Raw genomic sequence first — 13,561 nt, 5'->3', positions numbered from 1 at the left:
AAGTACAGGCATGTCTCGTTAGTCAGGGTCCATGGGAGTAAGGAGGGGACACGTTGGGGATTCAATCTTGGCTGAGTCTATGGTTCGGTTTAACGCTGCCGGCCATCGTGCTCATGTATATGTTCAAGCGGAAATATGTGGATACAACCGTTCCCAGCCACTTGCTGTGGGAGCGGGTGCTCCGGAACCTGGAGGCCAACAGGCCGTGGCAGAAGCTGCAGAATCGGCTTCTGCTGTGGCTCCAGCTGCTTGCTGCGGCATTGATGGTCTTCGCACTGATGCAGCCCTTTATGCAGGTGTCCGGCGGAGGCAGCGCCCATGTGGTCATCGTTGCCGATACCTCGGGCAGCATGAGCGCGCAGATGCAGCCGTCCGCTGAAGGCGGAGCCGCAACCAGGCTGGAATGGATGCAGCAACGGATTAAGGAATATGTGAAGGACCGAGGGCGACGGAGCGAGATCACCCTGCTGTCCGTAGGAGCAAGTCCCATGACGCTTGTATCCCATGAAAGCGACCGTGCCGTCATCGATAAGGCCGTGGATGGTTTACGTCCCTATTACGGACAGGCGTCCTACAGGGAAACCTTATCGCTCGCTTCGGCGCTGACGCGGGAAGAGCATGATGCAGAGGTCGTTATTTTTACGGACAGCTACTGGAAGCCGGACACGGCCCCCATAGCGTTTCAGGTTCCGGTTTCCGTTGAGAAGGTGCAGGGCGAGCTCCCGCATAACGTGTCCATTGATCAATTCGGCATTTCACCTAGAGATAATGCGGATTCATCTTATGCGGCGGTCGCCGTCCTCAGCACGAATGCCGAGGCATCTGTATCGGCCGAAGTAAATCTTTACGGAGATGAAGAGCTGCTGACCAGCAGAATGCTTGTATTGGAGCCGGGGAAGAGATTAACCGAATCCTTTACAAATCTGCCGTTTGCTGAAGTGTACCGACTTGAGTTATCTCAGGATGACGGGTATACGGCAGACAATCATTCCTTTGCGTTCGGTTTGGGGCACGGATCTTCGCGCGTCCTGCTGCTGACTTCAGGCAATCTGTTCTTGGAGAAGGCGCTTCAGCTGAGCGGTGCCGAAGTCACCCGGGTAGCTTTGGACGAGTCCAAAGCTAAGACCGCCGAGGACAACGGCAGTGCGGATAAGGAGGCGGGTAAGGGCAGCGCAGCTGCGGATGTGCCGCCCGCGCCCGAAGGCGAATTTGATCTGCTTGTCATCGACGGGAACGTGCCGGAAGGGTTCCGGCAAGGGAAGTGGGCGGATCTGATGGCCAAGACTCCGTTATGGACGATTGGCGGAGAAGGTGCCAAAGTCGGCAACCAAGGAGGACGCTCCGTGCTTGCCAAGCATCCGGTGACTGCCTATGTCACCTTGTCCGGGGTCTATTTCGGTACGCTGGTGGATCAGGCCCCTGCTTGGGGGGAACCCGTCATCAAGCTGGGGGATCAACCGATCGTCTATGCGGGGAGCGAAAACGGACGGCCTCGATTATCCTTCAATTTCCTGCTTCAGGATAGCGACCTTCCGTTATCGCCGGAATTTCCGGTCATGGTCAGCAATGCGCTGGAGTGGATGACCTCAAGCAAGGGAAGCGGGCTTGGCCGATATATGGCCGGCGCGCAAGCGGATATCCCGATTGCAGCGGATACGGTAGCGGCCAAATGGATCCCCAAGAGCGGTCTTGCTCTGGCTGACGGCCTCCCTGCTGCGGAAGTCCTCCGGAATGAGCAAGGGATATCGCCGGTACAGCTCGTGCCGGAATATCCGGGGCTGTACGCTTTTGAACAGCGGAATGAAGCGGGCGAGAAGCTTAATTATTGGCTTGCTGTAACTGCAGACCCGTACGAGGCGGATTGGAGCAGCGATCAAGGCCCGGCGGTAAGTCAAGCGGCAACGAACGCGGGTGAGCCTGAAGCGGGAGCTGATTCCGGCACATCCGGGAGTAACGAAACGACGAACCGTGCCGGCTCGTTAATGCCATGGCTGGCCGCTTTGGCACTGGCTGTGATCGCGGCAGAATGGGGGGTGTACCAGCGTGGGCGTTCAATTTAGCCAACCATGGCTGTTGCTGCTGCTGATTCCGGCAGGTTTATTTCTCTACTATGCCTACAAATCGGATTTCCGATTAAGCGGTTTTCGCAAAAAACTGGCCTTATTCTTTAGAACCTGCGTCATTCTGTTATTAATCCTTATGATTTCGGGTTTGCATGGCTTTACCGTCCTCAGGGATAAACAGGTCGTGTATCTGGCTGACCGTTCCGACAGCATGGGGGATTCGGCCCGGATCACGAGCTGGATCAACGATTCCCTTGCGGCAAAAGGCGAAAAGGATGGCACCGCCGTTGTTTCTACGGGTCTTGAAGGCGCCGTGGAACGGCGTCTATCCCCTGCGGACAATGCGGGCGCTTCCTTGAACGCGCTCCTGGAGCAGCGGTTTACCGGGCTGGAATCCGGTCTTCAGCTGGCCGGCAGCCTGTTCGAGGGCAGGAGCGATTCCCGAATCGTGTTGATCTCCGACGGGGAGGAGAATGTGGGCAGCATGGCGGCGGCGGGAAGGCTTCTGAAGGATCGGGGGATAGCCGTTGACGTGCTTCCGACTCCGAAGCAGGCCGTCCAGGATGCTGCCGTGGAGGAGCTGAAGGTTCCGGACAAGCTGTATCAGGCGGAGTCGTTCTATGTGGAGGTCATGGTTCGCAGCACGTTCAAGACCTCCGGCGAACTGCGCATTTACGAGGATAACCGCGAGATCGGCCGGGAACGCGTGGATGTAACACCAGGCGAGAACCGGTACGCCGTGAAGGGCCTGGCCAAGAACCCGGGACTCCACCGTTACCGTGCCGAAATCTTCATGGACGGGGATGAAGCCTCGGCCAATAATGCGGCATTCGATTTTACCCGGGTGGAAGGTCCGCCCAACGTGCTGATCGTGGAGGGAACTCCGGGCACGTCGGGCAATATCACGGCAGCGCTCGAGTCCGGCATGATCGGCACCGAAGTGATTCCGCCGGAGCTGCTCCCGCTGGAAGCGGCCAAGTATGCCGTGTACGACAGCATCATCTTTAATAACGTTTCCGGCAGCGACGTCGGCGGCAAACAGATGGAGCTGATCGAGCAGGCTGTCCGTAGCTTGGGCATCGGGTTCATGATGGCGGGCGGCGAGGACAGCTTCGGGATGGGCGGATATTTTAAAACCCCGATCGAAAAGGCGCTGCCGGTCTCGATGGAGCTGGAAGGCAAGCGGGAGATTCCATCGCTTGGCCTCATACTGGTCATCGACCGTTCGGGCAGCATGGACGGCAACAAGATCGAATTGGCCAAAGAATCGGCCATGCGCACGGTGGAGTTGATGAGAGCCAAGGACACGGTCGGCGTCGTCGCCTTTGACGATCAGCCGTGGTGGGTCGTACCGCCGCAGAAGCTCGGCGATAAGGAAGAGGTGCTCAGCAGCATCCAGTCGATTCCGAGTGCCGGAGGGACCAACATCTATCCTGCCGTTTCCTCGGCGCTGGAGGAAATGCTGAAGATTGACGCCCAGCGCAGGCATATCATTCTCATGACCGACGGTCAGTCCGCGATGAATTCCGGATATCAGGATCTGACCGATACGATGGTGGAGAACAAAATCACGATGTCTTCCGTGGCGGTCGGGATGGATGCGGACACCAACCTGCTTCAATCCTTGGCGGATGCGGCCAAGGGCCGTTATTATTTCGTTGAGGATGAAACCACGCTGCCGGCGGTATTCAGCCGGGAGGCCGTGATGCTGGCCAAATCCTATATCGTGGATAAACCCTTTGTCCCGGCCGTTCAGAACCCGGGCGATTGGGCGAGTTTGTTCCAGCAGGGCGTTCCGGGGCTGTATGGTTATGTCGCGGCAACGCCGAAGTCTTCCGCCCAGACGGTTCTGTCCAGTCCGGAGCCGGACCCGATCCTGTCGCGATGGCAGTACGGATCCGGCCGGACGGTGGCATGGACGAGCGATTTAAGCGGGAAGTGGTCCAAGGAGTGGGTGTCATGGTCCGGGTTCGCCGATACGTTGACCGAAATCGTGAAGTGGACGTTCCCGCAGTTTACGTCGTCGCCCTATGAAGTCACTACCGAGACGGCCGGCAACCAGGTTAAGCTGCAGGTCATCGCCAATGGGGAGAATCCGCCGGAGAAACTGATTGCGGTGATCGGGGATGACGAGGCCGGCGAGCAGACGGTGGAGCTCATTCAGGAGGCGCCCGGCCGTTATACCGGACTCGTCAACGTCTCCAAGCCGGGAGCCTTCCTCATGTCCCTTGAGGACGCGAGCGGGGAAGAGCCGCTGCAAGCTGCGCCGGGCACCGGCTTCGTTGTGCCGTATTCGCCGGAATACCGGCTATCTTCCGGCAGCGGCGAGGAAGCGATGAAACGGCTGGCCGAAGCGACCGGGGGCCGCGTGTTATCCTGGGATGACCCGGCCGAAGTGTTCGACCGGGAGGCGACCTCGCGGATGCAGCTCCATGATTGGAGCTACCCGCTGCTGGCGGCGGCCCTGCTGCTGTGGGTCGCCGACATCGCCGTGCGGCGCCTGGCTCTGCCATGGGGCGCCATCGGCGCACGGATGGCCGCCCTGCTCCGCAGGCGGCCGGCCCCTGCCGGCGAGGCCGCGCCTGACGCCGGCCTCGAGCGGCTGGCGGCGCGCAAAGCCCGCGCCGCCCAGTTCTACGGCGGCAGCTCCGCGCAGCCGCCGCCGCAGGCCCCGCCCGCGCGCGAGCGCAGCGGCGCGGGCCACGGTGCCGGGGGCGGAAGCCCTGCCCCGGCACCCGGCGCAGCTCCGGCAGGGGGCCGCAAGGCCCCGCCGGAGGCGCGGGATACGCAGCGGGCGAATGCCCCGCTGCGGGAGGAGCGGCCGGCGCAGGCGAAGCCGGCCGCAAGCCAGGGCGCGCGCAAGGGAAGCGCGCCCACGTCGCCACCCCCGCCGCCGAAGGCGCAGGGGGACGGCAGCGGCCGGCCCGGGGAGACCGGGCCGGCTCCGGAAGGAGGCTCCTCCATGGATCGCCTCCTCAAAGCCAAAAAACGCGGCACGCGCTGATGTGCCCCGCAAGCTTCGGTCCGGCTGTCGATGTGCAGCTTAGGCCGAAGCTTTTTCTTTGCCCGAATGCAGTAACTTTTTCCATGCCGCCGATGTCCTCAAAATCGTTTAACGGATGTCGAATCCGGTTATAACCGGACTAATAAGGGAAATAATGCAAGAGGGATGTCGGCAGTCCTGACGACTTTTACACAACATTGACAATTACGTTATGGAAATGAAAGACGTGTGGTGATACAATAAGAGTCAAAATGATATTCTCAACATTCCTAACTGCTCTGATACCAAGCGAATCGGGGCTGGAGGGACGTAAGAAGCCTTCATTTTCGAAGCTTACTATGGAAAAGATTTGAGGAGGACGAATCATGACAACTGAACATAACCAAACGATCGACAACCTGTCCATCGCAACGATCCGGACATTGGCGATCGACGCGATCGAAAAAGCCAACTCCGGTCATCCGGGCATGCCGATGGGATCCGCGCCTATGGGCTACCAGCTGTTCGCGAAGACGATGAATCATAACCCGGACCAGCCGGCGTGGATTAACCGCGACCGTTTCGTCTTGTCTGCAGGACATGGCTCCATGCTGCTCTACAGTCTGCTCCACCTGAGCGGCTATGACTTGTCCATTGAGGACCTGAAACAGTTCCGTCAATGGGGAAGCAAAACCCCGGGGCACCCGGAATTCGGCCACACGGCCGGCGTTGATGCAACGACAGGTCCGCTCGGACAAGGCGTGGCCATGGCTGTAGGTATGGCAATGGCCGAGGCTCACTTGGGCGCGACTTACAATAAAGACGGCTTCAACGTGGTGGATCACTATACGTACGCGATTTGCGGCGACGGCGACATGATGGAGGGCGTGGCTTCCGAGGCGGCTTCCCTGGCAGGTCACCTGAAGCTTGGCAAATTGATCATGCTGTACGATTCCAACGATATCTCCCTTGACGGCGAGCTGAACCTGGCCTTCTCCGAGAACGTGGCGAAGCGTTTTGAAGCATATGGCTGGCAAGTGCTGCGCGTAGAAGACGGCAACGATCTGCCTGCGATCGAGAAAGCGATCGAGGAAGCGAAAGGCGATTCGAACCGCCCGACGCTGATCGAAGTGAAGACGGTCATCGGTTACGGCAGCCCGAACAAACAAGGTAAAGGCGGCCATGGCGGTACGCACGGTTCTCCGCTCGGAGCCGACGAAGCGAAGCTGACCAAGGAATTCTATAAATGGGTATATGAAGAGGACTTCTACGTGCCGGAGGAAGTGCGCGAGCATTTCGGCAAAGTGAAAGAACGCGGCATTGCTGCATATCAAGCGTGGGTGGACCAGTTCGCGAAATACAAAGAGGCTTACCCAGAGCTGGCTGCGCAATTCGAGCGCGGCGAATCCGGCGAATTGGCTGAAGGATGGGACAAAGACCTTCCGAAATACAGCGCGGACGACAAAGCGGTTTCCACTCGCGTGGCTTCCGGTAAAGCGCTGAACGGTTTGACGGCAGGCGTACCGCAGCTGCTTGGCGGATCGGCTGACCTGGAAAGCTCCACCATGACTCACTTGAACGACCTGGCATCTTTCACCGCGGAGAGCTATGAAGGCCGCAACGTGTATTATGGCGTTCGCGAATTTGCGATGGCTGGCGCGATGAACGGTATCGCTCTCCATGGCGGATTGAAAATTTTCGGCGGTACGTTCTTCGTATTTACCGATTATCTGCGTCCGGCCATTCGTCTGGCTGCGATCATGAAGCTGCCGGTTACGTATGTGCTGACACACGACAGCATCGCTGTCGGCGAAGACGGCCCTACGCATGAGCCGATCGAGCAATTGGCTTCCCTGCGCATCATTCCAGGCGTGACCGTTATCCGTCCGGCAGATGCGAATGAGACTTCCGCTGCATGGGCTTATGCGGTTGAGAACACGGATCGTCCGGTAGCCTTGGTGCTGACTCGTCAAAATCTGCCGATCCTCGCTGGCACGGCGGACCATGCGCGTGAAGGCATCAAACGCGGAGCTTATGTTGTTTCCGACGCGAAAGACGGAAACGTGCAGGCTCAAATCATTGCAACGGGTTCCGAGGTTCAGCTTGCCGTTAAAGCACAAGCGGCATTGGCTGAAGAAGGCATTGCCGTACGCGTCATCAGCATGCCAAGCTGGGATCTGTTCGACAGCCAGGATCAGGCTTACAAAGATTCCGTGTTGCTTCCTGACGTTAAAGCCCGTCTTGCCATTGAAATGGCTCATCCGTTCGGATGGGAGCGTTACGTGGGCGACAAAGGCGACATTCTCGGCATCAACACGTTTGGCGCTTCCGCTCCTGGCGACCGCGTCATTGCCGAGTACGGATTTACCGTTGAGAACGTGGTTAGCCGCGTAAAAGGTTTGCTGTAACAACACCCTGATTTAACTCCATATTGATTTTCCGGCACCCGCATCATGCGGGTGCCGTCCATATATCAAGCCATACATATTTTGGAGGAGGAGAGTTGTCGATGTCTCAATTCAAGAATGCGACCGTCACGAAAGCAGCCAATGTGTACTATGAGGGGAAGGTAACCAGCCGCACGGTGCTGCTGGAGAATGGGGAAAAGGTCACGCTCGGCATCATGCTGCCGGGAAGCTATGAATTCGGCACGGATGGCCCTGAAATTATGGAAATCCTGTCCGGCGATTTGCGTGTTCTGCTGCCCGGGGAGCAAGAGTGGTTGGAGATTCAAGAGCCCGCGACCTTTAACGTGCCGGGCAATTCAAGCTTCAAGCTGGAAATCCGCACCGTGACGGATTATTGCTGCTCTTATCCGACGATGTAGCAGGACAAGCGGCGCCTAAAGCAGTGAATATGCCAAAAAGGCTCAAAGCCGATGGCTCTGAGCCTTTACTGTCAATGCCGGATGTCAACGCAGGCCGTTAACGGCGGTTGATATAATGGACTTATTCCTCGGGGATCGTCACGATCTCGCCTTTATATCCGGGAGCCCGGTTGTCAAGCTCTACGTATCCTTCGCCCCATTCTTGGCCGCGATCGAGCAGGCGGTAGCTGGTGACGCCGGAAGGGTAGCGGAATACGAAGTTGGCAAGGGTCCAATTGCCGGTATCCGGCTGTTCGCCGATCTCCGCTTTCAACGCAGGCAGGAAGAACAGCTTTTGGTTTGCCGGTGCCTTGGCGGAATAATCCAGCTTGCCCTGCCATTTCAAATATTTGACGCCGCCGCGGATTTCGAAATAGCTGGCGATATCGTTATCTACCAGGAAAAAGCGTTGGGATTGGCCTTTGGGAAAATAATAGTCCACGCCCTGCATTTCCACGGGCAGCATGTCCAGCTCAGGTTTCTTCAATTCGGATGTATAAGGAAGCTTGGCTGCAGCGTTCCTGGCGGTGGCCAGATCGGAGCTCTTTAAGTCTGCGATGATATCGGGATCTGCCTTATTGATATGGGCTGTTTTTAAAGAGCCGTTCCAATAGACGCTGGCATCGAAGGCTTGGGCTACGGCCCTTAGGGGAATCAAGGTCTTGCCGTTATGCAGCAGCGGGGCTGCAGGGAGCGCCTTCTTAACGCCGTTCACTTCCATGCTGGTGCTTCCGGCCGCGAGAATCACCGTTCGGTTATCGCCTTGAATGGTCACCTGTTTCTTCTGGTTGTCGTACTTCATGACGTAGTTCCCCAGAGGCTTGAGATCGGTAAGGGTAACAAAGGTGGTGCCCTGCCTGATCAGCACGTCGCCGCTTGCGGTTACGTTGTTAATGGTCGCGGATGGTTTAACTGCTGCAGAAGCTGGCGAAACGGCTATTGCAGGGGCCAGAACAGCGGTTAGTACGACAGCGGCTGCCATTGCTCTTAATCGTTTGGTCCATTTCATGTTGTAATTCCTCCCTTTGCATAGTAGACGGAAGTGAAACGCAAAAAGTTTCTTGCCGAGGGGAAAATGATGGAATGGCCAAAAAAATAGCTCCTTCCTCCTAGTCCGGATGAACCGAAAACTAAAAAGAAGGAGCCGTTATAGATGCATGGCTTGTCTGGTATTATGGCTGCTGGCCGCCGATCTTCTGGCCGATCCAAGCCTCATAGCACTTCACGACGGCGGAGAGATCCTCATCGCCATAGCCTTCGCTGGCACCGGCTTGAAACAGGCTCTTGGCCAGGTTCAGCATAGGCGACGGCATCCCGATGCCATCGGTGAGCGAAGAGGCCAACTTCAGATCTTTGAGCATGAGCGCCAGCGAGAACTGGTTGCTGAAATCGCCTTCGATGATTTTGCGTCCCTTCAGCTCCGCCGCTTTGCTGCCGGCCGATCCCAGCTGCACGAGCTCCAGGAAGTTGTCTGCCGGTATGCCTGATTTCGCGGCGATGGCGAAGCCTTCGGCCAGCGCCAGGTTGTTAATGCCCACAATCGTATTGTGCGCGAGCTTGGCCACGGCGCCGCTTCCGTTAGGCCCCATGTGAATGACCTTTTTGCCCAAGGTGTCAAAAACGTCGGCTTGCGCTTCGATGACGGCGGCATCACCGCCAACCATGAAGACCAAGGTGCCATCAATCGCTGCAGGCTTGCTGCCGGTTACCGGGGCATCCAGGAAGGAAGCGCCGAGGCCGGAAACGGCGGAGGCAATTTCCTTAACCAGGCTTTCGGAGACCGTGCTGCAGTCAATGACGGTCATCCCGCTCGTCAGGGAGCCAAGCAGGCCGTTCTCTCCGTAGAATACATCCCGGATGGATTGGTCGTTGCTTACCATCGTAATGACAAGATCTTGCCCTTCGGCCGCTTCCCGAGGCGTCTCCGCGATGGAGGCTCCCTGTTCGGCGAGCGGACGGCATTTCTCGTGGGTGCGGTTATATACCGTCACATCGTAATCCTGCTTCAGCAGATTGGAGGCCATGGGAGCTCCCATGGTGCCCAGTCCGATAAACCCGATTTTTTTCATAGTCTATATCACCTTCGATTATGGATTCCTGATCCACTCTATCTTAGCACGGGTTCCCGAAACGAAGCCAGTCTTTGCAGGGAATGGAAGCGGGAAGGAGTCCCGCGCATGAAGAATAGATGACAGTTGGCCCGTGAAACTTGCGGTCTTTATTAAATTAAAGTATCCTATTTCTAAATTCACAGGAGGTTTAAGGCATGTCTAAAAAAATCAAGTTTGATTACAGTAAAGCACTGACCTTTGTCAATCAGCACGAAGTTGATTATTTCGCTGAGCCGATCCGCACAGCTCATGAACAGTTACATAACGGTACGGGAGCCGGCTCCGATTATTTGGGCTGGATCGACCTGCCGACTCAGTACGATAAAGAGGAATTCTCCCGCATCCAGAAAGCGGCCGCCAAAATCCAAAGCGACTCGGACGTTCTGATCGTAATCGGAATCGGAGGCTCCTACCTGGGCGCGCGCGCGGCCATCGAAATGCTGTCGCATTCGTTCTATAACGAGCTGTCGAAGGACCAGCGCAAGACGCCGGAAATTTACTTTGCGGGCAACAACATCAGCTCCACGTATGTCTCGCATCTGCTTCAATTGATCGAAGGCAAAGACTTCTCCGTCAACGTCATCTCCAAATCCGGCACAACGACGGAGCCGGCTATCGCTTTCCGTATTTTCCGTGCGGAGCTGGAGAAGAAATACGGCAAGGAAGAAGCGCGCAAACGCATTTACGCTACGACGGATCAAGCGAAGGGCGCCCTCAAGAAGCTGGCAACCGAGGAAGGCTACGAGTCCTTTATCATTCCTGACGACGTGGGCGGACGTTATTCCGTGCTGACTGCAGTAGGTCTGCTTCCGATCGCGACGGCAGGCATCAACATCGAAGAGATGATGCAGGGCGCGGCTGACGCCTCCAAGGAGTACAGCAGCCCGAACGTTGCCGAGAACGAAGCTTACCAATACGCAGCGGTTCGCAACGCGCTTTACCGTAAAGGCAAAGGCATCGAGATCCTGGTGAACTACGAGCCTTCCCTGCATTTTGTATCGGAGTGGTGGAAGCAGCTGTACGGCGAGAGCGAAGGGAAGGATTACAAGGGGATCTACCCGGCATCCGTCGATTTCTCTACCGATCTGCACTCCATGGGTCAGTTCATCCAGGAAGGCAGCCGCAACATCTTCGAAACCGTCATTCAGGTGGAGAACGTATCCGAGCATATTACGATCGAATCGGATCCGGACGATCTGGACGGGTTGAACTTCCTGACCGGGAAAACATTGGATTTTGTCAACAAAAAGGCGTTCCAAGGCACGATGCTGGCCCATACAGACGGACAAGTTCCGAATTTGATTGTGACAATTCCAGATTTCACTCCCTATTCGTTCGGATATCTGGTATACTTTTTCGAAAAGGCCTGCGGTATCAGCGGCTATCTGTTGGGTGTCAACCCGTTTGACCAACCGGGCGTAGAGGCGTACAAGAAAAATATGTTCGCGCTGCTCGGCAAACCTGGGTACGAGAAAGAGAAGGCCGAATTGGAAGCTAGACTTTCCGAATAACCCGACACTTTCATTGGATTAGACGTAAGACGCTGAAGGAAGCAGTCCGCTGGCATATCATTGCCGTGGACTGCTTTCTTGGCAATATAGAGGTGGTTGTTGTTTCATGCTGGATCGTTACAAAACGGTACGTCAGGCGGGCTCCAAGGAGATCGTCATCAAGAAATCGCGTTTCATCGGGCATGTGATGCCGGTAGAGACCGAAGAGGAAGCCGTCGCTTTTATTGAAGAGATCAAGAAAAAACATTGGAATGCTACGCACAATTGTTCCGCTTACATGATTGGCGAGCGGGATGAGATTCAGAAGCAATCGGATGACGGGGAACCGAGCGGAACGGCCGGCAAGCCGATTCTCGAAGTGATCCGCAATCAGGGGCGGAAGAATGTAGCTATCGTGGTCACGCGTTATTTTGGCGGCATTATGCTGGGTGCGGGCGGATTAATCCGGGCGTACACCGACGGAGCCGTGGCTGCGATCGAGTCAGGCGAACCGATTACAAGGGTTCTTCACCGGGAGATTTTCGTGGAGCTGGATTATACCTGGCTGGGTAAGGTGGAGAACGAGCTTCGTAACCGGAACGTACGCATGGGAGAGACAAACTTTGCCGACACGGTGACTTTGACCTGCTTGCCGCTCGATGGTGATGCGGAGAGCTTTATGACTTGGATGGTGGATTTGACACAGGGGCAGTCCTTGATCACGGAGGGAGAGCGGCTTTATTTTATTGAAGGGGAATAAAATAATATGGCAAGAAGAGCAGTCGAACGCGAGTTGTCGAGAGAGCGGATACTGGAAGCAGCCAGGCATTTGTTCATAACCAAAGGATACAGGGCCATTTCGATGCGAAGCATCGGGCAGCATTTGGGTTATAGCCACGGCTCCTTGTATTATCACTTTAAGGAAAAGGCGGAGCTATTCTACGCCATTGTCATGAAGGACTTTAATGATCTAAATGATTTGCTGTTGGAGGTCTCGGTAAAGCCTCCCTGTGACGGGGTATCGAAGCTGGAGCAGCTGATGCTGGAATTCGTTCGTTTCGGTCTGGATAATCCTTACCAGTACGAAATCATGTTCATGATTCGGGACGAAGAGCTGCTGTCCTACTGTCGCTCTGAGCAGGGACGCTGTTTTGAAATGTTTGCTATGCTGGTCCGTCAGTATTTGCTGGAGGAGAACTACAGTGAGGAAGAACGGCGAACCGTTCCGCTGACTTTGTTTTTGTCGCTGCATGGATTTATATCGTATTATATTCAGGACAGAATCGGTTTTGATGAGATTAAACCAGCCGCTCTTACCCATATCAAAGTGTTATGCCGGAGTCTGTACAGCAGGGTCTGATGTTTACATGCTGCCAAGACGCGCAGCTTGGCACTTCAATCCGTTACAACGGCCTAGCGTTGAAACGTCAATCACCTAATGAACCATAAAACAGACAGGTCCGCGCTCCCTTGCATGCACCTGTCTGCTTTTTGTGCTTTCATTTCATTCGCTTGACTGTCGGCATCCGTTCCCGGTTTTATCCTTCCATGATCTTCACATGATATTGTCGCTGCCTCGGTCCGTCGAATTCGCAGAAGTAAATCCCCTGCCAACGTCCAAGAAGCAGGTGCCCGTTCTGAATGATCACGGTCTGCGAAGGGCCGCAGGTGATCGATTTAAGGTGGGAGGCCGTGTTGCCCTCCGCATGGCGATACTTGGGATGATTCCATGGATAGACCTCATCCAAAGACATCAGCACGTCCCGTTTCACATCGGGATCGGCGTTTTCGTTGATGGCGATTCCCGCCGTCGTATGCGGACAATAAATCAGGACCGTTCCTTGCTGGACTCCGCTTTGTTTCACGAAAGAGTGAATCTCCCTTGTAATATCCCTCATCTCATCGCGTCCTTGCGTAGCCAATTCACCGGTATACAGCATTTCAATAACCTCCTCAACTTTTTCCATTTCTTTTATTTTACCCGATAAAGTGCAAAAGATGGATTGACGATCGGATTCAGCTTTTGGTAAAGTATGTGTAAAGTAAAA

At 55.8% G+C, this 13,561-nt stretch carries 10 protein-coding genes; 7 read left to right on the top strand and 3 right to left on the bottom strand.

Annotated features, from left to right (window positions below):
• Positions 1-53 precede the first annotated feature (53 nt).
• The 4 genes from P0X86_RS26265 to ppnP all read left to right on the top strand — a co-directional run bounded on the left by P0X86_RS26265 (position 54) and on the right by ppnP (position 7,873).
• Complete coding sequence (locus P0X86_RS26265; protein ID WP_277746826.1) at positions 54-2,060, top strand: vWA domain-containing protein; 2,007 nt, start codon at positions 54-56, stop codon at positions 2,058-2,060.
• Entirely contained in the window at positions 2,044-5,067 is a 3,024-nt protein-coding gene (locus tag P0X86_RS26260) for a VWA domain-containing protein (RefSeq protein ID WP_277746825.1), read from the top strand. The genes P0X86_RS26265 and P0X86_RS26260 overlap by 17 nt, the downstream gene beginning before the upstream one ends.
• 365 nt (positions 5,068-5,432) lie before the next feature.
• A complete protein-coding gene (gene tkt, locus P0X86_RS26255) occupies positions 5,433-7,454 on the top strand; it encodes a transketolase (protein ID WP_090909014.1) in 2,022 nt (673 codons plus the stop codon).
• 101 nt (positions 7,455-7,555) lie between these two features.
• A complete protein-coding gene (ppnP, locus tag P0X86_RS26250) occupies positions 7,556-7,873 on the top strand; it encodes a pyrimidine/purine nucleoside phosphorylase (protein ID WP_015737208.1) in 318 nt (105 codons plus the stop codon).
• 121 nt (positions 7,874-7,994) lie between these two features.
• Here the strand turns inward: ppnP and P0X86_RS26245 are convergent, their stop codons facing one another.
• A complete protein-coding gene (locus tag P0X86_RS26245; protein ID WP_277746824.1) occupies positions 7,995-8,921 on the bottom strand; it encodes a copper amine oxidase N-terminal domain-containing protein in 927 nt (308 codons plus the stop codon).
• 163 nt (positions 8,922-9,084) lie between these two features.
• On the bottom strand, positions 9,085-9,981 hold the full coding sequence (locus P0X86_RS26240) for an NAD(P)-dependent oxidoreductase (RefSeq protein ID WP_277746823.1): 897 nt from the start codon (positions 9,979-9,981) through the stop codon (positions 9,085-9,087).
• Positions 9,982-10,178: 197 nt separating this feature from the next.
• Here P0X86_RS26240 and P0X86_RS26235 point away from each other — a divergent pair, with 197 nt between their 5' ends.
• The 3 genes from P0X86_RS26235 to P0X86_RS26225 all read left to right on the top strand — a co-directional run bounded on the left by P0X86_RS26235 (position 10,179) and on the right by P0X86_RS26225 (position 12,873).
• Entirely contained in the window at positions 10,179-11,534 is a 1,356-nt protein-coding gene (locus P0X86_RS26235) for a glucose-6-phosphate isomerase (RefSeq protein ID WP_009589268.1), read from the top strand.
• Positions 11,535-11,640: 106 nt separating this feature from the next.
• On the top strand, positions 11,641-12,273 hold the full coding sequence (locus P0X86_RS26230; protein ID WP_009589243.1) for a YigZ family protein: 633 nt from the start codon (positions 11,641-11,643) through the stop codon (positions 12,271-12,273).
• Between the two features lie 6 nt (positions 12,274-12,279).
• On the top strand, positions 12,280-12,873 hold the full coding sequence (locus P0X86_RS26225; RefSeq protein ID WP_015737204.1) for a TetR/AcrR family transcriptional regulator: 594 nt from the start codon (positions 12,280-12,282) through the stop codon (positions 12,871-12,873).
• A gap of 178 nt (positions 12,874-13,051) precedes the next feature.
• On the opposite strand, the gene P0X86_RS26220 is transcribed toward P0X86_RS26225, so the two are convergent.
• The gene (locus P0X86_RS26220) at positions 13,052-13,453 is read right to left on the bottom strand and encodes a secondary thiamine-phosphate synthase enzyme YjbQ (protein ID WP_015737203.1); all 402 of its coding nucleotides are present in this window, start codon (positions 13,451-13,453) and stop codon (positions 13,052-13,054) included.
• Between the last annotated feature and the right edge of the window lie 108 nt (positions 13,454-13,561).

The organism is Paenibacillus sp. BR1-192 (assembly GCF_029542445.1).
GTDB lineage: Bacteria > Bacillota > Bacilli > Paenibacillales > Paenibacillaceae > Paenibacillus_AQ > Paenibacillus_AQ lautus_A.
This window is presented reverse-complemented; position numbering and strand designations above follow the sequence as displayed.

What these genes read in the sequence shown, in the direction of transcription:
- tkt (WP_090909014.1), top strand. Translation starts at nt 5,433, where the DNA reads ATGACAACTGAACATAACCAAACGATCGACAACCTGTCCATCGCAACG.
- ppnP (WP_015737208.1), top strand. Translation starts at nt 7,556, where the DNA reads ATGTCTCAATTCAAGAATGCGACCGTCACGAAAGCAGCCAATGTGTAC.
- P0X86_RS26245 (WP_277746824.1), bottom strand. Translation starts at nt 8,921, where the DNA reads ATGAAATGGACCAAACGATTAAGAGCAATGGCAGCCGCTGTCGTACTA.
- P0X86_RS26240 (WP_277746823.1), bottom strand. Translation starts at nt 9,981, where the DNA reads ATGAAAAAAATCGGGTTTATCGGACTGGGCACCATGGGAGCTCCCATG.
- P0X86_RS26235 (WP_009589268.1), top strand. Translation starts at nt 10,179, where the DNA reads ATGTCTAAAAAAATCAAGTTTGATTACAGTAAAGCACTGACCTTTGTC.
- P0X86_RS26230 (WP_009589243.1), top strand. Translation starts at nt 11,641, where the DNA reads ATGCTGGATCGTTACAAAACGGTACGTCAGGCGGGCTCCAAGGAGATC.
- P0X86_RS26225 (WP_015737204.1), top strand. Translation starts at nt 12,280, where the DNA reads ATGGCAAGAAGAGCAGTCGAACGCGAGTTGTCGAGAGAGCGGATACTG.
- P0X86_RS26220 (WP_015737203.1), bottom strand. Translation starts at nt 13,453, where the DNA reads ATGCTGTATACCGGTGAATTGGCTACGCAAGGACGCGATGAGATGAGG.